At 50.0% G+C, this 25,531-nt stretch carries 24 protein-coding genes and 1 pseudogene; 16 read left to right on the plus strand and 9 right to left on the minus strand.

The genetic code is table 11. The annotated features are described in order from the left end of the window. Window positions 1-26 precede the first annotated feature (26 nt). Window positions 27-353 (plus strand): hypothetical protein, encoded by a 327-nt coding sequence (locus C6Y40_RS01605; protein WP_105933022.1) that lies wholly within the window; start codon window positions 27-29, stop codon window positions 351-353. Window positions 354-369: 16 nt separating this feature from the next. Beyond that, window positions 370-1,302, plus strand: a complete 933-nt coding sequence (locus C6Y40_RS01610; protein ID WP_105933023.1) for a putative metalloprotease CJM1_0395 family protein — start codon at window positions 370-372, stop codon at window positions 1,300-1,302. A 68-nt stretch (window positions 1,303-1,370) separates the two neighbouring features. Here C6Y40_RS01610 and C6Y40_RS01615 read toward each other — a convergent pair whose 3' ends face one another. Continuing rightward, the gene (locus C6Y40_RS01615; protein WP_105933158.1) at window positions 1,371-3,701 is read right to left on the minus strand and encodes a Tex family protein; all 2,331 of its coding nucleotides are present in this window, start codon (window positions 3,699-3,701) and stop codon (window positions 1,371-1,373) included. 251 nt (window positions 3,702-3,952) lie between these two features. On the opposite strand from C6Y40_RS01615, the gene greB reads away from it, so the two are divergent. The 3 genes from greB (at window position 3,953) to C6Y40_RS01630 (ending at window position 5,562) form a co-directional block, all read left to right on the plus strand. Then, the gene (gene greB, locus C6Y40_RS01620) at window positions 3,953-4,441 is read left to right on the plus strand and encodes a transcription elongation factor GreB (protein WP_105933024.1); all 489 of its coding nucleotides are present in this window, start codon (window positions 3,953-3,955) and stop codon (window positions 4,439-4,441) included. Between the two features lies 1 nt (window position 4,442). Next, complete coding sequence (locus C6Y40_RS01625; RefSeq protein WP_105933025.1) at window positions 4,443-4,979, plus strand: hypothetical protein; 537 nt, start codon at window positions 4,443-4,445, stop codon at window positions 4,977-4,979. A gap of 295 nt (window positions 4,980-5,274) precedes the next feature. Beyond that, window positions 5,275-5,562 carry a hypothetical protein gene (locus tag C6Y40_RS01630; RefSeq protein WP_146129470.1) on the plus strand — a complete coding sequence of 96 codons (288 nt, stop codon included), beginning with the start codon at window positions 5,275-5,277 and terminating at the stop codon, window positions 5,560-5,562. A 380-nt stretch (window positions 5,563-5,942) separates the two neighbouring features. Here the strand turns inward: C6Y40_RS01630 and fkpA are convergent, their stop codons facing one another. After that, the gene (gene fkpA, locus C6Y40_RS01635; RefSeq protein ID WP_105933027.1) at window positions 5,943-6,713 is read right to left on the minus strand and encodes an FKBP-type peptidyl-prolyl cis-trans isomerase; all 771 of its coding nucleotides are present in this window, start codon (window positions 6,711-6,713) and stop codon (window positions 5,943-5,945) included. Between the two features lie 216 nt (window positions 6,714-6,929). Between fkpA and C6Y40_RS01640 the strand changes: the two genes are divergently transcribed. Next, window positions 6,930-7,940: a WD40 repeat domain-containing protein gene (locus C6Y40_RS01640; RefSeq protein WP_146129471.1), complete on the plus strand. Its 1,011-nt coding sequence runs from the start codon at window positions 6,930-6,932 to the stop codon at window positions 7,938-7,940. Next, a complete protein-coding gene (locus C6Y40_RS01645; RefSeq protein ID WP_105933028.1) occupies window positions 7,941-8,186 on the plus strand; it encodes a SlyX family protein in 246 nt (81 codons plus the stop codon). Window positions 8,187-8,194: 8 nt separating this feature from the next. On the opposite strand, the gene C6Y40_RS25365 is transcribed toward C6Y40_RS01645, so the two are convergent. From C6Y40_RS25365 to C6Y40_RS01670, 6 genes and pseudogenes are all read right to left on the minus strand, one after another. Further along, entirely contained in the window at window positions 8,195-8,317 is a 123-nt protein-coding gene (locus C6Y40_RS25365; protein WP_276309502.1) for a hypothetical protein, read from the minus strand. Continuing rightward, window positions 8,317-8,958 carry a DUF1294 domain-containing protein gene (locus C6Y40_RS01650; RefSeq protein WP_105933029.1) on the minus strand — a complete coding sequence of 214 codons (642 nt, stop codon included), beginning with the start codon at window positions 8,956-8,958 and terminating at the stop codon, window positions 8,317-8,319. Before C6Y40_RS01650 ends, C6Y40_RS25365 begins: the two co-directional genes overlap by 1 nt. Window positions 8,959-9,021: 63 nt before the next feature. Beyond that, window positions 9,022-10,794 carry a flotillin family protein gene (locus C6Y40_RS01655; RefSeq protein WP_105933030.1) on the minus strand — a complete coding sequence of 591 codons (1,773 nt, stop codon included), beginning with the start codon at window positions 10,792-10,794 and terminating at the stop codon, window positions 9,022-9,024. Window positions 10,795-10,818: 24 nt separating this feature from the next. Continuing rightward, a complete protein-coding gene (locus C6Y40_RS01660; RefSeq protein ID WP_105933031.1) occupies window positions 10,819-11,448 on the minus strand; it encodes an OB-fold-containig protein in 630 nt (209 codons plus the stop codon). Window positions 11,449-11,546: 98 nt separating this feature from the next. Next, window positions 11,547-11,998, minus strand: a pseudogene (locus tag C6Y40_RS01665) (YgjV family protein). Between the two features lie 62 nt (window positions 11,999-12,060). Then, on the minus strand, window positions 12,061-12,264 hold the full coding sequence (locus C6Y40_RS01670) for a YheV family putative zinc ribbon protein (protein ID WP_105933032.1): 204 nt from the start codon (window positions 12,262-12,264) through the stop codon (window positions 12,061-12,063). A gap of 118 nt (window positions 12,265-12,382) precedes the next feature. Between C6Y40_RS01670 and C6Y40_RS01675 the strand changes: the two genes are divergently transcribed. The 6 genes from C6Y40_RS01675 to C6Y40_RS01700 all read left to right on the plus strand — a co-directional run bounded on the left by C6Y40_RS01675 (window position 12,383) and on the right by C6Y40_RS01700 (window position 19,059). Continuing rightward, window positions 12,383-14,296 carry an ATP-binding cassette domain-containing protein gene (locus C6Y40_RS01675; RefSeq protein WP_105933033.1) on the plus strand — a complete coding sequence of 638 codons (1,914 nt, stop codon included), beginning with the start codon at window positions 12,383-12,385 and terminating at the stop codon, window positions 14,294-14,296. After that, on the plus strand, window positions 14,280-14,780 hold the full coding sequence (locus C6Y40_RS01680; RefSeq protein WP_170308386.1) for a TIGR02444 family protein: 501 nt from the start codon (window positions 14,280-14,282) through the stop codon (window positions 14,778-14,780). Before C6Y40_RS01675 ends, C6Y40_RS01680 begins: the two co-directional genes overlap by 17 nt. After that, entirely contained in the window at window positions 14,777-15,790 is a 1,014-nt protein-coding gene (locus tag C6Y40_RS01685; RefSeq protein ID WP_105933035.1) for a hydrolase, read from the plus strand. The genes C6Y40_RS01680 and C6Y40_RS01685 overlap by 4 nt, the downstream gene beginning before the upstream one ends. Window positions 15,791-15,799: 9 nt before the next feature. Next, the gene (locus tag C6Y40_RS01690; RefSeq protein ID WP_105933036.1) at window positions 15,800-16,030 is read left to right on the plus strand and encodes a YheU family protein; all 231 of its coding nucleotides are present in this window, start codon (window positions 15,800-15,802) and stop codon (window positions 16,028-16,030) included. 168 nt (window positions 16,031-16,198) lie between these two features. Then, the gene (locus C6Y40_RS01695) at window positions 16,199-17,671 is read left to right on the plus strand and encodes a M16 family metallopeptidase (protein ID WP_205664732.1); all 1,473 of its coding nucleotides are present in this window, start codon (window positions 16,199-16,201) and stop codon (window positions 17,669-17,671) included. A 2-nt stretch (window positions 17,672-17,673) separates the two neighbouring features. Beyond that, the gene (locus C6Y40_RS01700) at window positions 17,674-19,059 is read left to right on the plus strand and encodes a M16 family metallopeptidase (protein WP_105933037.1); all 1,386 of its coding nucleotides are present in this window, start codon (window positions 17,674-17,676) and stop codon (window positions 19,057-19,059) included. 120 nt (window positions 19,060-19,179) lie between these two features. Here the strand turns inward: C6Y40_RS01700 and C6Y40_RS01705 are convergent, their stop codons facing one another. Then, entirely contained in the window at window positions 19,180-19,728 is a 549-nt protein-coding gene (locus C6Y40_RS01705) for an outer membrane beta-barrel protein (RefSeq protein ID WP_105933038.1), read from the minus strand. A 406-nt stretch (window positions 19,729-20,134) separates the two neighbouring features. On the opposite strand from C6Y40_RS01705, the gene C6Y40_RS01710 reads away from it, so the two are divergent. From C6Y40_RS01710 to nhaC, 3 genes are all read left to right on the plus strand, one after another. Continuing rightward, a complete protein-coding gene (locus C6Y40_RS01710) occupies window positions 20,135-21,766 on the plus strand; it encodes an OpgD/OpgG family glucan biosynthesis protein (protein WP_240621816.1) in 1,632 nt (543 codons plus the stop codon). Further along, a complete protein-coding gene (gene mdoH, locus C6Y40_RS01715; protein WP_105933039.1) occupies window positions 21,747-23,714 on the plus strand; it encodes a glucans biosynthesis glucosyltransferase MdoH in 1,968 nt (655 codons plus the stop codon). Before C6Y40_RS01710 ends, mdoH begins: the two co-directional genes overlap by 20 nt. 228 nt (window positions 23,715-23,942) lie before the next feature. Beyond that, the gene (gene nhaC, locus C6Y40_RS01720) at window positions 23,943-25,430 is read left to right on the plus strand and encodes a Na+/H+ antiporter NhaC (RefSeq protein WP_105933040.1); all 1,488 of its coding nucleotides are present in this window, start codon (window positions 23,943-23,945) and stop codon (window positions 25,428-25,430) included. Window positions 25,431-25,531 lie beyond the last annotated feature (101 nt).

The raw sequence follows: 25,531 nt of genomic DNA on the forward strand, positions 1-25,531 counted from the left end.
TGAACATGAGAGTGTAGAGGTAGTGTATGGTGATAAGCAACAACGTAAATTCTGCGATAGTTGCTGGTCAGTTCGGTTTGCAACAGTCGTTTGAGGGGATGACCCAGTCAGCGATGAACATTGCACAGCGGACGGCCCAGCAGGACGTGGCGCAAAATGGTACCGGCAATTTTCTGGCCGATGCTTCGTTGCGCAGTTTGTCCACCACATCTGATTTGCTGCCATCCGGCGGTGACAGCATGACATCTGATTTACTGTCGATGCAGATGTATACCAATAACGCCCTGGCGTCGGCCAAGGTTATAGATGTTGCTAACGATACGGTTGGCCGCATCATCGACACGATTGCCTGATCGCAGGTAACCCGTTATGAATATTGTCACGCCCATCCCAACGTCCTTTGCCATTCCAACTGCTAATCTCAGCGTGGAAGCGGCCCGGCGTGATAATCTTGCCCGTGAGTCCATTCCCCAGCCATCAGATGCCAAACAAGGCAGTGCAGAACAGGGCCTGGGCTCCGAATCAGACAAATTAAAATCTTCGGTTAAAGGTAATCAGCCGCTCACCTATGAACGACCACAGTCGAATCAGGGTAGCGCGGCGCAGGTAACCGGCGACAGTCAACAACAGTTCAACGATGCCAGCGAAGAAAGTGCCGGCAAAGAAGACGCCCGGGAGCGCCAGCAGGAGCAGGCCGAACAGCGTCAGGTTGAATCAATGAAAGAGCGCGATCAGGAAGTGCGCACCCACGAACAGGCTCACGCCACCATTGGTGGTCAGTACGCCGGTTCGCCTCAGTATGATTTTCAACGCGGTCCGGACGGCCAGCGTTACGCTATTGACGGAGAGGTGTCTATTGATGTCTCTACCGAAAATACACCGCAACAAACTATTCGCAAAATGCAGCAGGTTCGCGCTGCTGCGCTGGCGCCTGCTGAGCCATCACCGCAGGATTTACAGGTTGCCGCAGAAGCTTCCCGCATAGCATTTGAAGCACGCAGTAAACTGGCCGAAGAGCGCAAAGAAGCGTCGGCAGTGAGCCCGGAAGAAGGCGATTCTCCCTCGCGAGTAGCATCTGAAGTCCCTACGCTGGAAGAAATTGTTGAGAACAATCAGCCACAGATTCCAACCCGTAAACTCGACGAGCTGGCCGCCGACGAAGACAGGTACAGTCAGCAAAGCAGTGGCCGTCGCTCGCTGCAAATAGACAGCGAGCAAATGCAGCAGCGAAATACCGTGATTGCCTCATTTTATAAAAATGTCGCAGTGCCTGTTGAAGGGGGGTTCAGCGCCTCAGCGTAAACGAGCAGATATACAAAAAAGCCCCGTCTCTTGCGAGCGGGGCTTTTTTAGTTTGCTGAGCTGTTTAATCAGTTTTTCTTTGCTTTGGCAAAAGCATCGGCGAACGCATTACCCATTGCTGCATTAGCAGGTGCACTCTGGCGTCCTTGCTGGCCTTTCTGATTGCGGTTACTGCCGCCTTTGTTTTGCGGCTTGCCACTCCCCTTCGGCCCTTTACTTTGCGGAGCCGGGGTGTCATCCAAACGCATGGTAAACGAGATGCGTTTGCGATCTACATCGACTTCCAGCACTTTAACCTTAACGATATCACCGGCTTTCACCACCTCACGCGGATCGGAGATAAACTTATTGGTCAGTGCCGAAATGTGCACCAGACCGTCCTGATGAACTCCTACATCCACAAAGGCACCAAAGTTGGCTACGTTACTGACAACGCCTTCGAGGATCATGCCTGGCTTAAGATCTGCCATGGTTTCCACGCCCTCTTTAAAGGCGGCGGTTTTAAACTCCGGACGCGGATCCCGGCCAGGTTTATCCAGCTCTTTAAGAATGTCCTTAACAGTTGGAATACCAAAGTTGTCACTGACAAAATCTTCCGGATTAAGCTTACGCAGTAAGTCGGTATTACCAATAAGGTCATTTACCGCCACATCGGTGCGACTCACAATGCTATCTATTACCGGGTAGGCTTCCGGATGCACCGCTGAGCTGTCCAGCGGGTTAGAACCATCCACGATGCGCAGGAATCCTGCGGCCTGTTCGAAGGCTTTGGGCCCCAAACGTTCTACAGATTTTAAATCCTGACGACGGGCAAAGGCACCATGGGTATCACGGTAGCTAACAATGTTGTGCGCAAGGGTTTTGTTTAATCCGGATACATAGCTGAGCAAGGCCGGCGAAGCGGTATTTAAATCAACGCCAACGGCGTTAACACAGTCTTCAATCACCTGGTCCAGCGACTTGCCAAGTAAACTCTGACTGACATCATGCTGATACTGACCTACACCAATGGCTTTTGGCTCAATTTTTACCAGTTCTGCCAGCGGATCCTGCAAGCGACGGGCAATAGACACTGCGCCGCGTAATGATACATCCAGACCCGGCAGCTCTTTTGAGGCTAGCTCGGAAGCAGAATAAACCGACGCGCCGGCTTCGCTGACCATAATTTTCTGGGCCTGCAGCTCGCTGTTGGCTTTGAGCATTTCACCTACCAGCTTGTCGGTTTCCCGCGAGCCGGTGCCGTTACCGATGCTGATCAGCTCTACCTTGTGCTGTTTGCACAGATTCGCCAGGGTGCGCTGGGATTTATCCCACTGATTTTGCGGTGCGTGAGGGAAGATGGTTGTGGTGCCAACCACCTTACCGGTATTATCTACAATGGCGACCTTAACCCCGGTACGCAGACCCGGATCCAGACCCATGGTGACTTTCGCACCGGCTGGGGCAGCCATCAGCAGGTCGTTAAGGTTTTTGGCAAACACGTTAATGGCTTCTTCTTCGGCTTTTTCGCGAAGCTGGCCAAACAGTTCGGTTTCCATGTGCAGGCCAATTTTGATTTTCCAGGTCCAGGTAACTACCTGAGCGAGCCATGCATCGGCAGGTCGACCCTGATTACGCAGTTCAAAATGCTCAGCAATAATTTGCTCGCAATGGGAGGCCTGAGCCGGCGAGTCTTCCTGACCAGGATCGGCGACCATCTGAATGTGCAGCATGTTTTCGTTACGGCCACGAAACATTGCCAGGGCACGGTGCGAAGGCACAGAGGCAAGTTTTTCTGAGTGGTCGAAGTAATCACTGTACTTCACCGCTGCTTTTTCCTGGCCTTCCACAACGCGACTGCGAATGTGGGCATTTTCGTTGAGATAACGACGAATCTTCGCCAGTAAGCCGGCGTCTTCGGCAAACCGCTCCATCAGGATATAACGCGCGCCTTCAAGTGCTGCCTTGGTATCTGCCACGCCGTTTTCAGCACTGATATATTCTGCAGCCACGGTTTCCGGAGTCAGAGTTGGATCAGCAAACAGCGCATCGGCCAGCGGCTCAAGGCCAGCTTCAATCGCAATTTGCCCCTTGGTGCGACGACGCGGTTTATACGGCAGGTATAAGTCTTCCAGCGTGGTCTTGTTGTCGGCAGCAAGAATTTGTTGCTGGAGTTCAGGCGTGAGTTTTTCCTGCTCACCGATAGATTTTAAAATCACCTGGCGGCGGTCTTCTAATTCACGTAAATAACCTAACCGCTGTTCCAGGTTACGTAACTGGGAATCATCCAGTCCCTGGGTGACTTCTTTACGGTAACGGGCGATAAAAGGTACGGTTGAACCTTCGTCGAGCAGTTTTACAGCCGCTTCGACCTGAGCAGGTTTAACGGCGAGTTCGTTGGCAATGGTATTAATTATCATCATGTATGAGATTCAGGCGGTAGTGAATTTAATGATTGGAAGTGTCCCTTCCTACCTACTATTGATTTGCAATCGGTAAGCGTTACCCACGCTTTTAATGGGTCCAGAGTATAGCACCTCTACCCGCCGTGTCATATGGGTTTGCTAACCTCATTTTGGGCTGCAAACCGGTGGCAGATATAATCCCTGGCTGGCATAGTTAATTGCCGATACAATTTACTTTTAGCATCAATTTTAAAGGATCTGCCAACTTGCGTACAAACCTGGTGACCCGGGAAGGGTATGACAAACTGCGTGACGAACTAAATTATCTGTGGCGTGAGTATCGGCCGGAAATTACGGCCAAGGTTACCTGGGCTGCCAGCCTGGGCGATCGGTCAGAAAATGCGGACTACAAAGAAAATAAACGTTTGTTGCGTAAAATCGATTCCCGGATCCGGTTTTTAAGAAAGCGCCTGGAAATTCTTAAAGTAGTGGATTTTGCGCCGGAGCAGGCCGGCCGGGTGTTCTTTGGTGCCTGGGTAGAAATTGAAAATGACGATGGTGACACCAAGACCTTTCGCATTGTCGGGCCGGATGAGATTTACGATCGTAAAGACTATATCTCCATCGATTCACCGATGGCACGAGCGCTGCTAAAAAAAGAAGAAGATGATCAGGTAGATGTAAAAACACCCGAAGGCATCAGAGTCTGGTATATCAACCGGATTAGCTATGCCGAAGATAACCAGGAAGGATGAGATGATGTTACGATTCATGTGGTGCGCTGTTTTATTAGTGCTTAGTCAGAGTGCGAGCGCTTACGACTTTGGCTCGGGGGATATTAAGGTTCCCGAAGGTTTTGAGGGGCCGGTAATGAAAGCGCCCAGCGAGGCCTTCTCGGCCGTTGGATTTACCCGTCGTCACGACGATAGTGACAAGAGCACGCTGCTACAACTGACGGTGTTTACGCCGCCAAATGGTATACCTGAACTCAATCAGGCCAGGCAAATCGCTTTTTCCAAACAATACCTGATGCAGTTTTTAGAGGGCGTGAAGCGTCGCCGGGATAATTTTTCTACGTCTGCCATAGAAACAGTTTCGATTGACGGAGTTCCTGCCGTGCGGATCAGCTGGAACGGACGCAGTACCGAGAACAATGTTGAGCTGTATGGCGAAATGTACTGCATGATATATCAGCAGCAACTACTCAGTTTTCATGTTCAGGATTTTACCGATTTAGACGCTGCCGGATATGAAGCTGCGCGTAGTGCTGTTATGGCGATTGCCTTTGATTAGCGCATTGCCGAAGATGTTGAATAGACTCAGCTTATAGCCACCAGCAATAAATAAAATCATATTTTTATACAAAATGCCGATAAGCTGTGTAGCAGATTAGCGACAAACCTTGTGTTTATGTCTATAATCTATGTGATTAATGATTGTTATCTATACTAAAGATCCCTATCCGTAGCCTCGGTTCTCAGGTATTGTAATCAAAATGTAAATATATTGAACGAATTCGTCATACAAGTGACTAAACTTTGCAGTCACTTTTTTAAATGACATCGTTTACATTAAATGAATTGAGATTATGAATCGATACTCACCAACAGAACGAACTGAGCAACACCAAGAGCGAGCTGACAAGCCGGCAACCGCCAGCGCCCTCGGCTTATGTTTAATGGGCTTCCTGCTGTTGTTAAGCGGCGTTTTAATGTTTATCCTTACCACGGTGAATGCTTTTAGTAGTAATGAAGGCACAAAAACTATGGTGTCAGTGCTGATCTGCCTTGCTATGTACCGGGCCGGAAAGTTTTTGCTGCAACAGGTTAGCAAATTCAAAATGCCGCCTAATCGCCGCCGCAGCGTTATCTCTTAATTTTCCAAATCAGTAGTTATCCAAATCTACAAGGGGCACACAGTAACAAGTGTGCCCTCTGATCTGTTAAGTTCAGATTGGAATAAAACCCACGCCTTCTAGCTCGAAATATTTTTTAAAAAGTCGCTGTTCGCCGTGCAAACCGGTAAATCTAAACTAAGCTTAAAAAGCAAACAAAACTTTACCCGAATGAGTATTTGGGCGCATGCGTTGCTATCGTTTTGATTGGCATGAGTATGCAGACAGTATGGACTTACTGATGAGCAAGGACAGGTGCTGAATAAAAAGCCGACAATAAATGTCGGCTTTTTCTTTTTGGGTCTATTGAATATCTGGGTCGATGGAATATCAGGGCGGTGCATGAGACACCGCGCCAGAGGTTATTCTGCGGCTTCTTCTTCTGCCGGTTTAACCACTTCCAGTAACTCAACTTCAAAGATCAGTGTTGAGTTAGGTGTGATATTACCTGTAGCACGTTCGCCATAGGCTAACTCAGAAGGAATGAAGAAACGGGTTTTACCGCCTTCTTTCATGGTTTGAACGCCTTCAGTCCAGCCTGGGATAACGCGGTTCAGTGGGAATACCGCTGGTTCGCCACGAGAGTAAGAAGAGTCAAACTCGGTGCCATCCAGTAAGGTTCCTTTGTAGTGAACCTTAACTGTGTCGGTGGCAACCGGGCTGGCGCCTTCACCTTCTGCCATTACTTCGTACTGCAGACCTGACTCAGTAGTAATTACACCCTCTTTCTGACCGTTTTCAGCCAGGAAAGCTTCGCCTTTGGCGATATTTTCTTCCGCCATTTTGCTGGCCAGTTCCTGTTGCTTGGCTTGCATTGCCTGCTCGCCAGCTTGCGCCAGTTGCTGAATTTCAGCTGTTTCAAACATCAGGGTGTTACCCATGCCGTCTTTAATACCTTGCATCAGGGCGTCTTTATCGATGCTTTCACCAAACTGTTGCATTTGCTTGTCGCGGGTAAACACGAACATGCCCATGCTGGCACCCATGGCATACGCTTGCTTTTGCGCGTCGGTCATTTCTTCTTTAGTCAGCTTAGGGTCCTGAGCGGGTTCGGTAGTGGTGCCCTGTTGAGGCTGACATGCTGCCAGACCCAGTGTAGCCATGATAGTTAGGGCAACGAGCGACTTTTGCATAAACTTCTCCGTTAGTTGGTATCTTGTAGCAGCGCTAATAGTGCTGCGACAAATCAAATTCTATAAATGTAAATCAGGTTATTAACGCTTTACTGTAACACGCCTGATACGATAATCACGAATATCGGCTTCACATTGCGCCCAATCCCCAGGATAAGCGACGCATATTACGATTTCGTGCTATGTTAATGCGAGCATTCGCAATAAGAAAGGCCTATGACAACACCATCACTGAAAACGTTCACTTCTCGACTGATTGTTACGCTACTGGCAGGATTTGGTTTAGCCGGGTGTATTGTTCCGGATACCACGCCGGACAATCAATGGCGCATTGTTGAAGATGGCGCTTACGCGGCAGACGTATCGGTGGATGGCCAGTTAAGCGTGATGTCTGGTATCAATAATGGCATCCATGTGTGGCGCTTTGGTGAAGCTCAACCGTTATTTCAGTGGAGCCACCAAAGCGAAGACGGCGATCAGAGCAATAATTTGGTGGCCAATGTGCATATCAGTGCTGACAGTCAGTTTGCGGTAACATCAGACCGTGAGGCTTTTGCTATCTGGAGTTTATCTTCTGGTGAGCCGGTGGGTTTCTGGCGCATCGACGAGTCAACTATCCGCGATGTGGCGCTGGCCAACGGCGGACGCGGTGTGTTGGTGGGGCGTTCCAGCGGCAAGGTGATGTATTTTGAACCGGAAAGCGGCCGGCGCATTGAGTTTCTTGGTCATCAGGAGCGCATTAATAGTGTGGATATTACGCCGAATGGCCGTTACGCCCTGACTGGCGGAAACGACTATGTGGCTTACCTCTGGAGCACCGATAGCGGGCAGGTGATCCATACGTTTACACATCCCAGCCGCGTTACCCTGGTGGCACTGGATGATGAGGGGCGCTATGCCTTTACCGCCGACAGCCAGCAAAAATCGCAAATCTGGAATGTACAAACAGGTGAACCGATTAGCCAATTGCAGTATATTGCGCGCCAGAAGATATTTACCGATGCCGTGTTTTCTAAAGATGGTAAGTATTTGCTTACTGGAGCCCCTTCCCGAAGGTTGTACTTGTGGGAAGTTGCAACGGGTGAGCAGGTGGGCGAATGGAAAGTGGCGCCCCGTGAAAATATGTCACCGCCCTCAGCCGTAGTGTATGGCGTGGGCTTTCTTGATGACGCACACGTGCTGTCGGTAAGTAGTAGCGGATTAGCTGAGCTGTGGAGTATGCCCTGAATGACAACGAACAACGACAAGCTGGCTAACGAGTTAGCCAAAGCCGAAGAAGCTATTGCCGAGCTGGAAACCAAGGTGGCTTTTCAGGAGCACACTATTGATGCACTCAATGAAGCTTTGGCCCATCAGCAAATACAAATCGATAAGATGCAGTTTCAGTTACGTCATGTTATCGATAAGGTCAAAGGCATGGAGCCTTCCAATATTGCCAAAATGTCAGAAGAGACCCCGCCGCCCCATTATTAAGTGTTGCGCTAGAGCCTACCGGCCAGTACCGGTAGCTTACCTACCTGTTCCCTGATAAGCGTGGCAGTGTTATCGAGCTCTGATTTCAGACTGTCGAGCCCTTCGCTGAGTCGGTTAAGGAATGACTTCATCAACGCAAGCCCATAATACCGGTTAACAATGCCTGACCACTGGGGGTTAACAGGTAACCCAGTGCGGTAAGGTTGATTACCACAGTAAACCAGAACATGGCTTTAAAGTCCCGCTTTGCGGATTTATGCCGCAGCCACTGCTGAGCTAAATAAGCACCGGGCCAGCCGCCAACCAGTGCTATCAGGTGTAAATGGCTTTCCGGAGTACGCCAGCGGTAAGCGCGCGCTGCGGATTTGTCTATGGCATACATGACAAATGCAATCAGGCTGGCAACGCCATAAACGTAAAGCACTTCAATGGGAATGCGTTGAAACCAGATAAGGCCACCAAGCAAGGCGAAAAAGGGTAGCAGCAGCGGAACCCGCCTTTTAGATGGTCGGGATGGTGGTTTCGGTGTTTTCTTCGGCGGAGGCTTATTGCCCGTTGGATGGTCGTTGACCAGGTTAACCTCAATGGCCCGAAGTTTACCTTTGCGGTCCTGACTGGTTTGGTACTGGATCATATCGCCGCTCTGAGGGCGGCGGGAATAAAAACTAAACGCCTTAATGTGAACAAAGGCACGCTGGCCGCCACCTTTGGGCTCAACAAAGCCGAAGCCCCGGTTATCGTCCCAGTTGAGCAGCTTGCCCTGTAGCTTCATGGGTTCAGGCCAGACAAGCTGCTACCGGCGCCTGGGGCGCGGTAGCAAGGCAGGTAAAAAGGATTAGCTGTTGGGCTTGTCATCTTCTGCCGGCGTTTCACCTTGAGCTGATTTAGCAGGCCCGGATTGCGGCTTTTTCGCTTTGGTAGTCACCAGGTCGCCATCAATTACAGCACTGCCCTGGATCAGATCTTCCAGTGTGCCATCTTCAGCATCCACTAATCCCACTTCACGCAGTAAAGAGTCAACTAACGGCGCATTGGCGCGGTAGTTAAGTGCCGCGCTGGTAACCTGATCCGCCAGGCCTGCGCCACCGCTCTCACCACTGCCGCCAGCACCACCAAGACTGTTGCCATAGCCTTGTAAGATTTTAATGCCGTCGATGTTTTCCAGTGGTTTAACCGCATTGGCAATAATGTCTGGCAGGATCTTAAGGATGGCCAGTGAGCGTTGCAGATCAATTTGCTCGTCTTTAAGGGTGTTTTCGGCTTCGTACATGGCTTTCTTACCGGCTGCTTCCACGGCAAACACTTTCTCGTCGGCTTCTGCCTGCAGTTTCTTGGCATCAGCGCTGGCCCGGGCTTCGGTAAGGATCGCTTCTGACGTATTGATCGCCGCTTCACGCTTCGCTTCGGCTTCTACGGTAATGTTCACCGCTTCACGCTCTGCTTCTTTACGGGCGTCGATAACTTCAATTTCCATGCGTCGATTAGCTTCGGCCACCTGGCGGGTAGTAATAACCGCTTCTTCTTTTTCAACCTTGAGCTTTTCGGCTTCAGCCGCTTTGGCGCGGGCAGCGGATTCTTCTTCAGACTTATTGGCAATAGCAATTTGTTTATTCTGCTCGGCCACTTCAATTTGCTGCAGTTGCAGAATGCGTGCTTCGTCGATAGCTTTACGCTTTTCTATCTCGCGGGCTTCAATGGTTTGCGCTTTTTCGATTTCCGATGCAGAAATGGCTTTTTCTTTAGCAATTTCAGCCTGGCGTTCTTCCTGCTCTTTTTGTTCGCGTTGCTTGGCAATCTCGGCTTTTTGTTCCTGCCGTTTAAAGGCCAGTGACTGTTCCTGCTGAATGCGGGCTTCTTCTTCATCACGCTTGATGTTTAACGACAGTTTTTCTGCTTCCAGGTTACGCTGTTCAATCTGGATGCGGTTTTCCTGTTGAATATCGTTGGTTTCTTTGCGTTTTTCTTCAATAATTTTGGCTAAGCGGGCGCGACCTTCGGCGTCGAAGGCGTTGTTTTCGTTGAAGTACTGCAGGTCGGTTTGGTCGAAGCCGGTTAAGCTCACCGATTCCAGCTCAAGGCCGTTCTTTTCCAGATCGTTAGCCACACTTTGCTGCACTTTTTGTACAAAGTCGGCCCGTTGTTCGTGCATCTCGGTCATGGTCATTTCGGCCGCAACCGCACGCAGTACGTCGACGAACTTCGATTCCATGAGCTTTTTCACTTCTTCGGCACGGGTGGTCCGTGTGCCTAAGGTTTGCGCTGCCATAGAAATACCGGCGGCGTTTGGCGCAACGCGTAGGTAAAAATCGGCTTTTACATCTACGCGCATCCGGTCTTTGGTGATCAGCGCATCCTTGGAGGTTTTTTCTACCTCAATGCGAAGGGTGTTCATATTTACCGGGATCACCTCGTGCACCACTGGCAACACCAGCGCGCCACCATCCTTGATGACTTTTTCACCGCCTAAGCCGGTACGTACAAAGGCGGTTTCTTTGGTAGCCCGGGTATATAAGCGGGCAAAGATAAAACCAATAACGAGCAGACCAATGACTACTGCGCCGATCATTATCAGCATAAAAGGTAAGTTACCTAATCCTGAATTTTCCATAGTGACTACTTCCATCGTAAAGGGTTAAAGGTCGGAATAGCGACTTGCTAACCAGCGGTAATCCCGCTTTTGTATTAATAATATTTTTTCGCCCTGACTGAATTGCTCATAAGGCTCGAAAGGCTCTACCAACAGGTAGTGAGGCTGGCCATGGGCATCAATGAATTTACCTTCCGCCGGACTGTTCTGACGGGCAACACCAACGGTAATGTGACCAACCGTGCCAACCAGTTCATCGGCTGTGGTGGCCGACGATTCCTGTTTGGGGAGCAGGCGGGCAATAAAAGAGCCAAACCGGGCCGTGAAAAACAGTCCAGCTATAACAGCCAGAAGCGTTATTAGCCAACGGGCAAAATAGGTGTCCAGCAGCGTGAGAGAAAGAAAATTAAATGTCAGACCGGCAGAGCCGAAAGTGGTAAGCAGTAATACCAGCCAAACCAGCAGCGGCAGTCTGTCGAGCGCCAGCCAGCTACCAAACTCGGTAAAACCTGAAGAAGTATCAGTGTCGGCATCCAGTGCCGCCTGATCGTCGACTAGCCCTAGCAGACTAACCCCAAAAAACATCCCTGCCATTTCCAGAATGAAAAGCGCTATAACAATGCCCAGCGCACAGCTAAACCAGAAATTGGCATCATCTAATAAGAATGACAACATGCCACCGTCCCTGATGGTGAATTCATAATCGAGAAAAGGAGTGTAATCCTAAAATAGCCAGATGGTAAAGCACTTAATAGGTAGTTCAGGCCTAACGTTCAGGATACGTCGTTGCCATGTTGTCCAAGTTTTCTAAGCACATACAACCGCCAGATTGTATAACTATTTACCATTAGCAGGGTCATTTCCAGCAGCGTGCCACCAATAGAGCCAACAAGAATGTTGTTGGTAAGCCAGCAAATAGCACCGCATATAAACGCCAGCCGCATTTTTATGCCCGACAGGCAATACAGCGCATAAGTACCTATACAGGTGCCCAGAATGGGGAATAAGTCGTACCACACATCGGCCAGATAAATACCCAGCGTCAGCGTGTTTTTATGGATAAGCCGGTTCTGACCACCGATAACAACGCACTTAAACAGGCGGTAGTGGCGCTAAGTAGCGCGAAATGCAGGGCGTGATTTAGGTTCATCAATACCATCATAATGCGCAGATGCTGATCGTCTTTCTGATAGAAACACAAAATGCCGAGCACAAAGCTCAGCATGCCAAACGCCTGGGCGAGATTAAATTCGGGTAAGTCGGGTAGCAAAATAAACGGTTTGGTGATTATTCAGGTTTAAACACGCCAATCACGTTGGCGTTTTTGCTGGCGGTTTTAACTTCTTCCTGGGGTTGCGATTCGGCATAGCCGCACTCTACACAGGTGAGCTTTTCAATGTTGTTTTCGAAAAATAACATAATGGTGTCGGTGGCCTTGCATTTGGGGCAGGTGGCACCGGCAATAAAGCGTTTTCGTTGGCGTTGACTCATGGGGTAAACCGTTGTGAATGATTAAGGTTATTACGCACTGCGCGCAAATGCAGATCGCTTGCAGCGCTTCTGGTAAACTACGCAGCCAGACTATGTTATCACAGGTATTCGCAGTTTTATGATCCAGTTATCCGACGTCACCTTGTTGCGCGGCAGTAAAGTACTGCTGGATGGCGCATCGGCACAGGTTTTTCCCGGCCATAAGGTTGCCCTGATTGGCAGCAACGGCTGTGGTAAGTCGAGCCTGTTTGCTTTATTACGTGGTGAGCTTAGCGTGGATGCCGGTGACTGCGCAGTGCCTGCCGACTGGCGCATTGTGAGCGTGGCGCAGGAAACGCCGGCGGTAGAGCGAAGCGCCATTGATTATGTCATCGACGGCGACAATTATTTACGCGGCCTTCAGCAAAAACTCAGTGAGGCAGAAGCGGCGAGTAACGGCGAAGAGATGGGTAAGTATCATGATTTACTCGCTCAGGCAGGCGCCTATGATGTGGAAGCCAGAGCCGCCACCATTCTGGCCGGCTTGGGGTTTGCTCAAAGTCAGCTTACCGCGCCGGTAACCGATTTCTCGGGGGGCTGGCGGATGCGGTTGAACCTGGCCCAGGCGCTGCTATGCCCTTCAGACTTACTGTTGCTCGATGAACCCACCAACCACCTTGATTTGGATGCCGTAATCTGGCTGGAGCGCTGGTTACAGCGTTATCAGGGCACACTGCTGCTGATTTCCCACGATAAGGCGTTTATCGATAACACCGTGGCGCAGATCATCAGCGTTGAACAGCAGCAACTTATTGCCTACACCGGCAACTACTCAAGCTACGAAACCCAGCGTGCCGAACGACTGCGCTTACAGGACATTGAATACCGCAAGCAGCAGGACAAAATCGCTCATTTAGAATCCTTCATTACCCGCTTTAAGGCCAAGGCCAGTAAAGCCAAGCAGGCACAAAGCCGCATTAAGCAGTTAGAGCGCATGGAAACGCTGCTGCCGGCCCATCATGCCAGCCAGTTTAGTTTTGAATTTAAAGCCCCCATAGCATTGCCTAACCCGCTCATCCAGATGGAAAAGGTCATGCTGGGATATGGCGATCACATTGTGCTGGAGCAGGTAAAGCTCAATCTGGTACCGGGCAGCCGCATTGGCTTGCTGGGCCGTAACGGCCAGGGTAAATCAACGCTGATCAAACTCCTCGCTGGAGTACACGAGCCGAAAACCGGTGTATTTACCACGGCTAAAGGGTTAAACGTAGGGTATTTTGCCCAGCATCAATTGGAATATCTGGATCCTCAGGCCTCGGCATTACTGCATTTGCAGCGTCTCGACAGCAAAGCCACCGAACAGCAGCACCGCGACTTCCTTGGCGGCTTTGGCTTTCACGGCGACGAAGCTACCGGCCCGGTAGCCCCAATGTCTGGCGGTGAAAAAGCGCGTTTAGTGCTGGCGCTTATTGTGTATCAGAAGCCGAATTTGTTGCTGCTCGATGAGCCAACTAACCACCTCGATTTAGAAATGCGTCATGCGCTGAATATGGCCTTGCAGGGCTTTGAAGGGGCTATGGTGCTGGTATCGCACGACCGTTTTTTATTAACCGCAGTGTGTGAGGAGTTTTATTTGGTCGACAGTGGCGAAGTGGCGCCATTCAGTGGCGACCTGGATGATTATCGCGACTGGATCCTTGCGCAGCAAAACGTCGATAAAGCGGCAAATGCTGAACCGGTGGAAGACAAACCCAAGGTTGATCGTAAAGCAGAAAAACGCCGCGAAGCTGAGTTTCGTCAGTCTACCGCGCATCTGCGTAAGCAAATTCAACAGTCTGAAAAGGCAATGGAAAAGCTCAATGCCTCGCTGGCCAAAGTGGAGGAGGAGCTGGGGCGCAGCGAACTCTACGAGGCCGATAACAAGCCTGAGTTAATGAAATTCTTAGATCAGCAGGCAACTCTCAAATCTCAACTAGAGGATGAGGAGATGCAGTGGCTGGATGCACAGGAACAACTGGAAGCTGCTAAAGACGCCTATGACATCAGCGCCTGAGTTAACACCTGAACTGTTCTGGCAGCATAGCCTGCAGCATTATACACAGCCTGGTGTGGCGGAAGCCTGCCTGGCATTACAGGATCACTATCAGGTAAACGTTAACCTGCTGTTGTTTTATCATTGGTGCTTTACGATAAACCAACCGGTCTCCCAGGCTTTACGTGAAGCCCTGGAAGAAGCCGTCGCCACCACCGATCCGGCCATACGAAATCACCGTATCAGGCGCCGTGCAGCGAAAGGCAGCAAAGTTTACAAGGCGCTTAAGCAGCAGGAACTTGAACTGGAAGCTGCACAGCAGGCAGAGCTGGTAGCCGCCTACCAAAAAATAATGGGGTCAAAAATCAAGGGGTCAATCAAGGGGTCAGAGTCGTTGAATAGCGTATTCAACGACTCTGACCCCTTGATTGCCTTGCTTAACTGGTTAGGTTTGCCAAATCATTCGAAAACCCAGAATTTAATCACAACAGTGTTACAGGTATGACCATACGGACCAATCAATCACACGGAAGCATTGTTAAGAGCAGTTTTATTGCGCCGCGCTGGGCACGTAACCGGCATATTCAAACTATCTGGCCGCGCTTTATTCAGCGCCGTTTACCACTGAAATTCACTATGGAGCGCATTAAGCTCGACGACGGTGATTTCCTCGATCTGGCCTGGGGGCCAGCGCCGCAGGCGCTGACCGGGTTGGTGGTGATGTTCCATGGCCTGGAAGGCTCCATGCATTCCCATTATGCCAACGATATGATGGCCACGTTGAGCCAGGGTGGCTGGCAGGTGATGATGATGCATTTTCGTGGTTGCAGTGGCGAAGCCAACTTAACGCCCAGGGCTTATCACTCCGGTGAAACCGGCGATCCGGCGTGGGTAATTAATCTCTTACACCAGCGTTACCCGGATATTCCAAAGGCTGCGATAGGTTTTTCCCTGGGGGGCAATATGTTGCTTAAACTGCTGGGTGAAAGCCCGGATAGCCTGGGGTTAAAAGCCGCAGTAGCGGTGTCGGCACCGTTAAAACTCGATGAGTGCGCTACCAGCGTCAATCAGGGCTTTTCGAAGGTGTATCAGAAGTATCTGCTCGCCAGCATGAAGAAAAATCTGCTCAAGAAAATGCAGCGCATTGATTACCGTGATATTTTGCAGATCAGCGAGGCCGAGGTGCAAGCCATACAGACCTTCTGGCAGTTTGACAATCTGGTCACTGCTCCGCTGCATGGTTATGCTGATGCCAAAGACTACTACGAGAAGTGCAGCGCTTATTACTTCTTAAAAGCGATCCATTGCCCAACGCTTATCCTGCATGCACTGGACGACCCCTTCATGAATCATCTGGTGATCCCGCAAGAACACGAGCTGGCCCATAGCGTCACCGTTGAACTGAGTGAAACCGGTGGCCATGTGGGCTTTATGCAGGGCTCGCCAACCGCGCCTGAGGTGTGGATGCACCAACGTGTATTGCGTTATTTTCGCGACTATTTACCCACAACCTAAGGAGTCTGCATGATTATTCCTATCGACGAACTCGCGCCGGATACCCTTAACAATATTGCCCGGGAGTTTGTGCTGCGTGAAGGCACCGATTACGGCGAAATTGAGGCGGCTTTTGCCGATAAAGTGGAGCAGGTGATTGCTAAACTCAAAAACGGCGAAGCCATTTTAGTGTATTCCGAACTACATGAAACCGTGGATATCCGCCCTGCCGACAGCTATCAACCAGGCGGTGAAGAATAGGCCTTGAGTGTTACCGGGCTGTAAAGACATAAAATCTTTTCAAAGTATTTCTGAGTGTTGACCAATCTTTAAACAGCGCGCATGCTGGGATTAATAATATACTCATAGCCGATTGTGTGGCTGTGGGTAAATCTTATAAACCTTACTCTAACGACACAAGAGAACATTATGAGAACACTCTCTGTAATTGCAGCGGGCGTGATGTCTGTCTGGTTGATGGGCTGTAGTCAGCCAGCGCAGAATGATGCACAGTCCGGTAGTGCGGCGGCTATGCCGGATGCCAAAACCATCGCCGATGCTGCCAGCGGCGTAGATATGAACGTGGATTACAATGTCCCGGTAGAATATTTCAAGCTCGACAATGGCCTTAAAGTGGTTTTATCCAAAGACGATACCGCCCCTACGGTTACCGTTGCGGTGTACTACAACATCGGGTTTCGTAATGAACCAAAAGACCGTACCGGTTTTGCGCATTTGTTTGAGCATATGATGTTCCAGGGCTCCGAAAACCTTGGCAAGATGGAGTTCATTAAATTGGTAAATGACAACGGCGGGGTGCTGAATGGCTCAACCCGTTTTGACTTCACCAATTATTTTGAGATTGTCCCGGCGCATAACCTGGAAACCTTCTTATGGGCAGAGGCCGATCGGATGAAAGGGCTGGCCATCACTCAGGACAACCTGACTAACCAGCAGGGCGTGGTGAAGAACGAAGTTAAAGTCAATGTGCTTAACCAGCCTTATGGTGGTTTCCCCTGGCTGGATATGCCCCAGTACGCCTTCAATAACTGGTACAACGCACACAACTTTTACGGCGACCTGGCCGACCTCGACGCGGCTAATCTGGAAGATGTGGCGGGATTTTTCGACATGTACTACGCGCCAAATAATGCTGCGCTCGCTGTGGTAGGCGATATTGATGTGGCCGAAGCAAAAGCCATGATTGAGAAATACTTTGGTGATATTCCGGCAGCTGAGATTGCGCCACAGCCGGATTTATCTGAGCTACGTCAGGAAAAAGAAAAGGTCTTCAATAAGCACGATAAGCTGGCGCCTAAGCCAGCTTATGCCTTTGCCTATAAAATGCCGCCCCGGGATACCCCTGAGTATTATGCCATGGGCATTATCGACCAGATCCTGGTCCAGGGTGAAGATAGCCTGTTGTATCAGGAGCTGGTAAAAAATAAACAAATTACCGGCAGTGTGGGTGGTGGGATTAACTACCTGCTGGGTAATATGTTTAACTACAACGGCCCTATGCTGTGGATGAGCTCGTTTACTCACGACGATACCGTAAGCCAGGAAACCATTACTTCTGCCATTGATTCTGTCGTTAATCAACTGTCTGAAAAACCACTCAGCGATGAAGAGATGTCCCGAGCGATCGTGAAGATCCGTTCCAGTCTGTTTGATTCCATCGACGGTTTCTACGGTTTCGGACGCGCCGATCTACTGGCCAGTTTTGCGTTGTTTGATGATAAACCGCAAAAAATTAATGAACTGGAAGCCAATTTTAAGCAGGTAACGCCTGAGCTTATTATGCAAACAGTAAAAGATTACCTGCGCCCAACCAATCGCACCATTCTTACCGTAACGCCCGGTGAAGCGGCGGCCGACGAATCACAGGCACAGGGAGAATAACCATGAAATTAGTCAAAACACTACTGGCTTCCTCGCTGATCACGGTGCTGACATTGTCGGTGAATGCTAAGGAAATGCCACCGGCGGGCGGTACGCCGGGCGATTTCACTGTGCCTGCGACACAGGAAATAACATTGGAAAATGGCCTGAAGGTGACCTTTATCCCTTATGGCAGTACCCCTAAAGCCACGGTCAGGTTGGTGACCAACACAGGCAATATCGATGACGGTGAAAAGGCCTGGCTAGCCGATCTGAGCTTCGATATGTTGCGTCAGGGCACAGCCACCCAGTCTGCCAAAGCCCTTGCAGAAGCCGTTGCCAGTATGGGCGGTGAGATTGCTACCAGCGTAGGCATGGACTCCAGCTTTATTGGCATGGATGTACTTGGCGAGTTTACCCCGGACGCGGTGGGCGTACTGGCAGATATGGTAATGAACGCCAGCTTTGCTGAAGCAGATCTGACCCGGCTTAAAACCGATAGCCAGCGTAACCTCGCAGTGCAAAAATCCAGCCCTTCGGCCATTGCTACCGAGGCTTTTTACCAGTCAATTTATGGTAACCATCCCTATGGTCGATTGTATCCCACCGCTGATAGTCTGGCGGCATTAACCGTGGACGATACGAAAACGTTTATTTCGTCTAATGTCGTGCCGAATCGTAGTCATTTGTATGTGTCTGGCGTGTTTGATCAGGCGGCCGTTAGAAAAGCCGTTAAAGCGGCGTTTGCCGAATGGCAGGCAGGTGAGGCACGCGCTACAAAAACCGTACTCACCAAGCCTGGCCCAACCCTCGAGTTGATTGAGCGCGAAGGCGCACCACAGTCAACGTTGCGCCTGGGACTGGCCACGGTAGATGCTACCCATCCTGACTACACCAAACTCAGCGTAATGAACACCCTGCTGGGGGGCGCATTCTCCAGCCGCATTACTGCCAATATTCGTGAAGATAAAGGCTACACCTATTCGCCGCGTTCTGCTGTGGTCGACCGCCTTGGCAGTGCAGTCTGGTATGAAGGTGCCGATGTTACCGCCGAAGCCACCGGCGCGTCTCTGGTCGAAATCTTCAAAGAGATTGAATTGCTGGCCAGTGAGGCCCCCACAACTGAGGAGCTTAAGGGCGTACAAAATTACATGGCGGGGATTTTTGTGCTGCGAAATTCTTCGCGAAGCGCGATTATTTCGCAGTTAGCGTTTTTGGAGCTTCATGGTCTGGATAAGACTTACCTTACCGACTATGTACAGAATGTGCACGGTGTAACACCGGAAGAAGTGAGTAATATGGCGAAGAAATATCTGGATAATGCCAGTATGCATCTGACCATAGTGGGCGATACGGCAACGGTTACACCACAGTTAAAAGAGGTTAAAGCATTAGAAGCCTACCAGTAGGCGTGAGCCAATGTTTTGCTAAACAAAAAAATGCCGGACCCACATCCGGCATTTTACTTCTGAGGGATTGAGGAATAAAAAGCCCCGCCTCGTCCTTGTATGCAGAGCGTAAACTGCTAACTAAAACGCGTACCGGGCAGAAAGCTGAAATACGTCCGCGTCGTCCATAAATTCATAATTGGCACCCACAGCAAATTGCGGGTTGAAGTAGTAATAGGCACCGGCTTTAAGGGTAATGTCACCGTCGTCCAGATCCAGATAACCTAGCTCACCATTCACTTCCAGTTCGGGCGTTAGCATGCTGCGCACACCGGCATTCAGGCTGTAGCCATTGTCATCGTAAAAATCCGCATCAATGCGTTCGAAATTCGCGCCAACATAGGCATCGGTGGTGCTATTTAAGGCCAGGCGATAACCACCACCGAGTGTCAGAGTGGTAAAATCGATATTACCGGTCTCTGCCCAGCCAAACTCACCGTTCACATAAAAGTTGGGATCGAGTAAATACTTCCCATTAACCTGTAACCCGTCTGGATCGAAGCCACCATCGCCGTCATAGCTCAGGTAACCGCCTTCTACATAGCGCCAGTCGGGCGTATCAGCAGCAGCTGATAGGGAAAACATGGAAGCCGACAACGCGGTGATGGCGATAATTGAAGATGCTTTCATCGTGATACTCCTTAAGAAAAAACAATAAGCGTTTTGCTGTCAGGACTACCGCAAGCATTAGGCCAAGGTGTAAATTAAGTTGAATAAAAGTAAATTAATGCTTATTAAACAAATGTTTATATATTTTATAAGTAGATTTTTTCGGAGTGCGGAGTAGTGTTTAGATTGATTTTTAAACAGTTGTTTCATGAAAAGTGTTGCTAAATACCTACACCTGGTTAGCCTAAAGTATAATTTTCACGGTGTGTTTTTTGAACAGATATGCTCATTATGAATTAAATCATCCTCTAACCTTCTAATAAATAATGCTTTTATTTTAATTTGCATGCAAAGTAACAAGATTGGATCGACATTTGCTGTAGTCACTGTAGTTTTTCTGGCTGCTTTGAATCAAATGGAGATAGCAATGCCACCAACTAAACGGTTTTTACCTCATTATCTGGCTGCTTTATCAGCCGGCGGTCCCGTGTTCAGTGACCGCACTATCGTTTATTCAGTACGTGCGATCGCCTGTGTCATTCTTATGTTATGCGGCGCGGCAGTGACTCAGGCCGAAGAAGTGTCGGCGCAAAATCTGCCACTCGAATCAGCGCCTATTTTAAATAGTGTGATTGAAGAAGCCCGTCAGTCGGCTACCCAGGCCTACGAAACAGACGACCATGAGCTGTCTGACGCGCTAAAAGAAATGAATTACCAGACTTACCGTGCAATCCGTTTTAAAGCCGATAAAAGCTTGTGGCGCGGTGAGAACCCCTATGAAGTGCAGTTTTTCCACCCCGGCTTTTTGTATCAGCAGCCGGTTACCGTGTACACCATTGGCGCAGACAACCAGCCGAAGCGTTTACCTTTCGAGCGCGAAGCATTCCGCTATGACGGCGATGCTGCCCCCTTGGCTAAGGAAACCGATGACGACAATGGTTATGCTGGTTTTCGTGTTCACTTTCCGATTAAAAACCAACAATACAAAGACGAATTTGCCGTATTCCTGGGCGCTTCTTACTTTCGCCTGATTGGTAAAGAGCATGTCTACGGCATTTCAGCGCGGGGCCTTGCTATTGATACCGGCTTACCGGAAGGGGAAGAGTTTCCGCATTTCACCAAGTTTTGGTTAATTGAGCCGGGTCAGGGTCAACCCATGATGATTTATGCCCGACTGGAGAGCCCTTCGGTAAGCGGAGCCTATAAATTTATTATTACCCCGGGGGATGAGACCAACGTCAAAGTACAAAGCTGGTTATTTGCTCGCGAAGACGTTGCCAAGCTTGGCGTTGCCCCTTTCACCAGTATGTTTTTATACGGTGAAAATACGGCTGTAGTGCCCGACGATTATCGTCCTGAAGTGCACGACAGTGATGGTGTGAACATGATCACCGAGAGCGGCGAACAAATCTGGCGTGTACTGACTAACCCTGCACAACTGCAAATCACGTCGATGAGTGACAGTGCGCCAAAAGGGTTTGGTGTCATGCAACGCGACACCGACTTTGCCAGCTACCTTGATGGCGAAGCGAATTATCACCAGCGCCCGGGTTTATGGGTAACACCACAGGCGGGGTTTGAAAAAGGCCGTCTGGAAGTGGTGGAAATCCCCACTAAATCTGAAACCCACGACAACATTGTGGCTTACTGGGTACCTGAGGCACCTTTTGTGGCCGGTGAAAGCCGCTACTTCGCTTACCAGCTTGAAACGGTAACCGGTGCCCGCGACAGCGACTTAGCTACGGTTGTGCGCACTCGTCAGGGCGCTACCGTATTACCGGGCGAAGAGCCTCAGGAGTCGCAAACCCGCCGTTTTTCTATCGATTTTAAGGTGCCTGAAGGCATGAGCATTGCTCCTGAAATGCTTAACCTTACAGCTACCACCAACCAGGGACAGATTCAGCAGGCGCGCGTGTTCCCGGTTAACAGCGGTAAATTATTGCGCGCAACTTTTCTGCTAACTCCGCAGGCCGGTCAGCCAGCGGATATGCGTCTTTACATTCATCAAGAAAACCAACGTGTCAGTGAGGTATGGAACTATGTCTATCATGCAGAATAATACTCACTCGGACTCTGAAGGAAGTACTCCAAAGGGAACGCCTGTATTGCGGGCGTGGGGTTCAGGCGTACGATTATCGATAATGGCGATTCTGGCCATTCCCACCGCAGCATTAGCCGGGTGGAGCCTGTACGAAATTTTTAAACCTAACGTGTTAACCGAAATGGAAATTGCCCAGCTGGCATTAAGTATGATGCTGTTTTTGTGGCTGGCGATGTCGTTCTGGACAGCGGTGATCGGCTTTGTATTAAAGCTGTTTAATATCGATCCGCTCAGTATGCGTAAAGCACAACCCGCACCGCGCACCGATGCACCGCTCACCAAGCGCCACGCCGTGGTAATGCCGGTGTATAACGAAGACACCCGCCGTATTATGGTGGGCTTCGAAGCCTGCGTACGGGAGTTACTGGATACTGACAACGGCAAGCAATACGACTTCTACATGCTCAGTGACACCACCAAGCCGGAAATGGCCGAGGCCGAACTGGCCGCCTGGGAAGCGCTAACCGCTCGTTTAGGCGATAAAAGCAGTCAGGTGTTCTACCGTCGTCGTGAGAAAAACACCGGCCGTAAGGTGGGGAATCTGGCCGACTTCTGTCAGCGCTGGGGGAATCGTTACGAAGCGATGATTGTGCTGGATGCCGACAGTATTATGTCTGGCGAGCGTATGAACGATCTGGCTTACCGCATTGAGCAAAACCCGGATACGGCGCTTATTCAGACCATTCCTATGCCGGTGCGTCAGCATACCTTCTTTGCGCGCTTTGTGCAGTTTGCTGCGCACCTGTACAGCCCGATGCTGGCAACCGGTTTGTCATTCTGGCAAACCGACAGCGCAAACTACTGGGGCCACAATGCGATTATCCGCGTAGAACCTTTTATGCAACACTGTGGATTACCCACGCTGGAAGGCAAAGAACCCTTTGGCGGTGACATTTTAAGTCATGACTTTGTGGAAGCGGCTTTATTACGTCGCGCTGGCTGGAATTGCTTCTTGCTAACGGATACTACCGGCAGTTATGAGGAAGTACCTTCTAACATGATTGAATACGCTACCCGCGACCGCCGTTGGGTACAGGGTAATATTCAGCATTTAGGCTTGCTGGGTGTTAAAGGCTTAAAAGCAACCAGCCGTCTGCATTTTGTGTTTGGTGCTTTCGCTTATATTTCGTCATTGTTACTGCTGTTGGTACTGGCGTTCGGTACCGCCGATGCGCTCTACCGTGCACTAACACCAGTAGAATTCTTTACTGCTGAATATCAGTTGTTCCCGGACTGGCAGATTGCCCGACAGGGGTTGATGGTGGCCACCATGTGGGGCACGGCAGCGTTGTTATTTATGCCTAAAGTGCTGGGTCTTATTCTTGCGCTGATCCAGCGTCGCGACGAGTTTGGTGGTGTATGGCGCTTAATTAAAGGCGGCGTGATGGAGCTGGCTATGGCCATTCTGATTGCACCGCTGATGATGTTTTACCACAGCTACTTTGTGATCAGTGTATTTGCCGGTATTTCGGTGAAATGGGAAGCCCAGGCCCGTGAAGGTAGTATGGTACCGTGGATGGATTCACTTAAACGCTCAAAAGTAGCGACCATTGTCGCTTTAGCCTGGGGCACAGCCACGTTCATCTACACACCGGCTCTGTTTATCTGGCTGTTACCGGTATTAATCGGACTCATTCTGGCAGCGCCGCTGATTCGGATCACTTCAAGCCTTGGCCTTGGCCGGGCAGCTATGCGCGGTGGTATCTTCGTGATTCAGGACGAAATCAACGAATGCCGCGCACTAAAACGGGTTCGTATTGGTATGGCTAACATTGAACCCAGTGAAGCTGGCAATGTGAAAGCCCCGGTACCGGCATTGCCTGAAAGTAGCTGGCAGCCTATGGTGATTCAGGATTTCAGTGCTTACCCTGAACCGCGAACGCCACTGGCGCCTGAAGCAGCGTAATAGCCTGATAACTACCATTAAAAGCCGTCGTATGACGGCTTTTTTGGTTAAAGCCGTTATGTTTCTTATTGGTGGTGGTCGTAGTCTTTTCCGATCTATACAGCGCGACGCCACGTAGCTAACTCAATACTTAAACACAAATATCGAGTTTAAGTAACCAGTGTTCCCAGCTTAAATTGTACCCGGAGGTTCACTCATCTCGCCCGCTTTAAAATGAATGGAGGCAGCATGGAACAGAAGCAGCCTGTTACGCCAACACTATCGCTCGCACTCACTCCGGTGATATTGACGCTGATTATTCTGGGCACTCAGATATTCTACTTTGGTGTATTTGAGCCACATATTCCCCTGGCTATTGGGGTGGCGCTGGCGAGCTTTGTAGGCATATACCAGGGTCTTAGCTGGGAAGAAATTCGAGCCGGTATTTTTAAAGTTATCCATGTGGCCCTGCCATCGGTAAGTGTGCTGATTGTGGTTGGGATGATCATCGGCATATGGATTGCCAGCGGTACCGTACCAACCATCATCTATTACGGTTTAAAAACACTGTCCCCTGAGATCTTTCTGGCGGCGGGCATGGTGATATGTGCCGTGGTAGCCGTTTCCCTTGGTACCAGTTGGGGAAGTGTGGGAACTGTTGGCCTGGCACTGATGGGCATCGGTGATGGGTTTGATATCCCTGTTTACTGGACCGCCGGTGCGGTAGTCTCGGGAGCATTCTTCGGCGATAAGGTCTCGCCCCTATCAGACACAACCAATCTCGCGCCGGCCGTCACCGGCACCGATGTGTTTTCTCACATACAAAATATGATGGCGACCACTATTCCCGCCATGCTTATTGCCTTTCTTATTTATATTGGAGTCGGGTATTTTGTTATTGATACGCAGAGTGTTTCGTTTGAGAAAATCGAAGGAATTACGGCAGCGTTAGAAGACAATTTTTATATTTCAGCCTGGGCTTTACTTCCTGCTTTAGTGGTCATGCTGCTGGCGCTGAAGAAATTCCCGCCACTGCCTTCATTATTCGCGGGGGTAATTGTGGGTGGGGCTTTTGCCATGGTGACTCAGGGGCAAAGTTTGCAGTCGGTCTTTGACTATGCGAATAACGGCTACAGCATTCAAACCAATATCAGCGAGATAGACAACCTGCTCAATCGTGGTGGCATTCAGTCCATGATGTGGACCATATCGCTGGTACTGATTGCCTTAAGCTTTGGCGGTGCACTGGAAACCACGGGCTGTCTGCGAAGTATTATTAATTCCATTAAGAGCAAGGTTAAAACCTTTGCCGGTACTCAGGTGGCTTCGGTAGGAACGGCGTTCGCGACCAACCTGGTGGCAGGCGACCCCTATTTATCGGTAGCATTACCAGGCCGTATGTTTTCGCCTGTCTACCGCGGCATGGGGTATTCAACGTTAAACCTATCGCGAGGCGTTGAGGAAGGGGGAACATTAATGTCGCCCCTGATCCCCTGGAATGCCGGTGGCGCGTTTGTTATCTCAGCGCTTGGTCTTGGCATTGCTGGCGATAGTTTAGAAAACTTACTGTACATCCCTCTGGCCTTCGCTTGCTGGACAGCGCCTTTGATCGGGATATTTTATGCCTACCTTGGTTGGTTCTCACCCAAAGCCTCAGACGAGGAACGCGAAGAATGGGAATCATCAGGCGCTGACATCGCAAAGTTTAATGACGATGGTACGCCAGTGGCGAATTAAGGCTTTTCAAAGGTGTTTCGAGGTGAGTTTCCTGTCACACCATATGCAATGCTTCACATGGTCCCTGATGGATTCGTCGGTGAAAAATGCCCGGGTAAGTT

The sequence above is a fragment of the Marisediminitalea alba genome (assembly GCF_002993365.1).
Lineage (GTDB): Bacteria > Pseudomonadota > Gammaproteobacteria > Enterobacterales > Alteromonadaceae > Alteromonas > Alteromonas alba.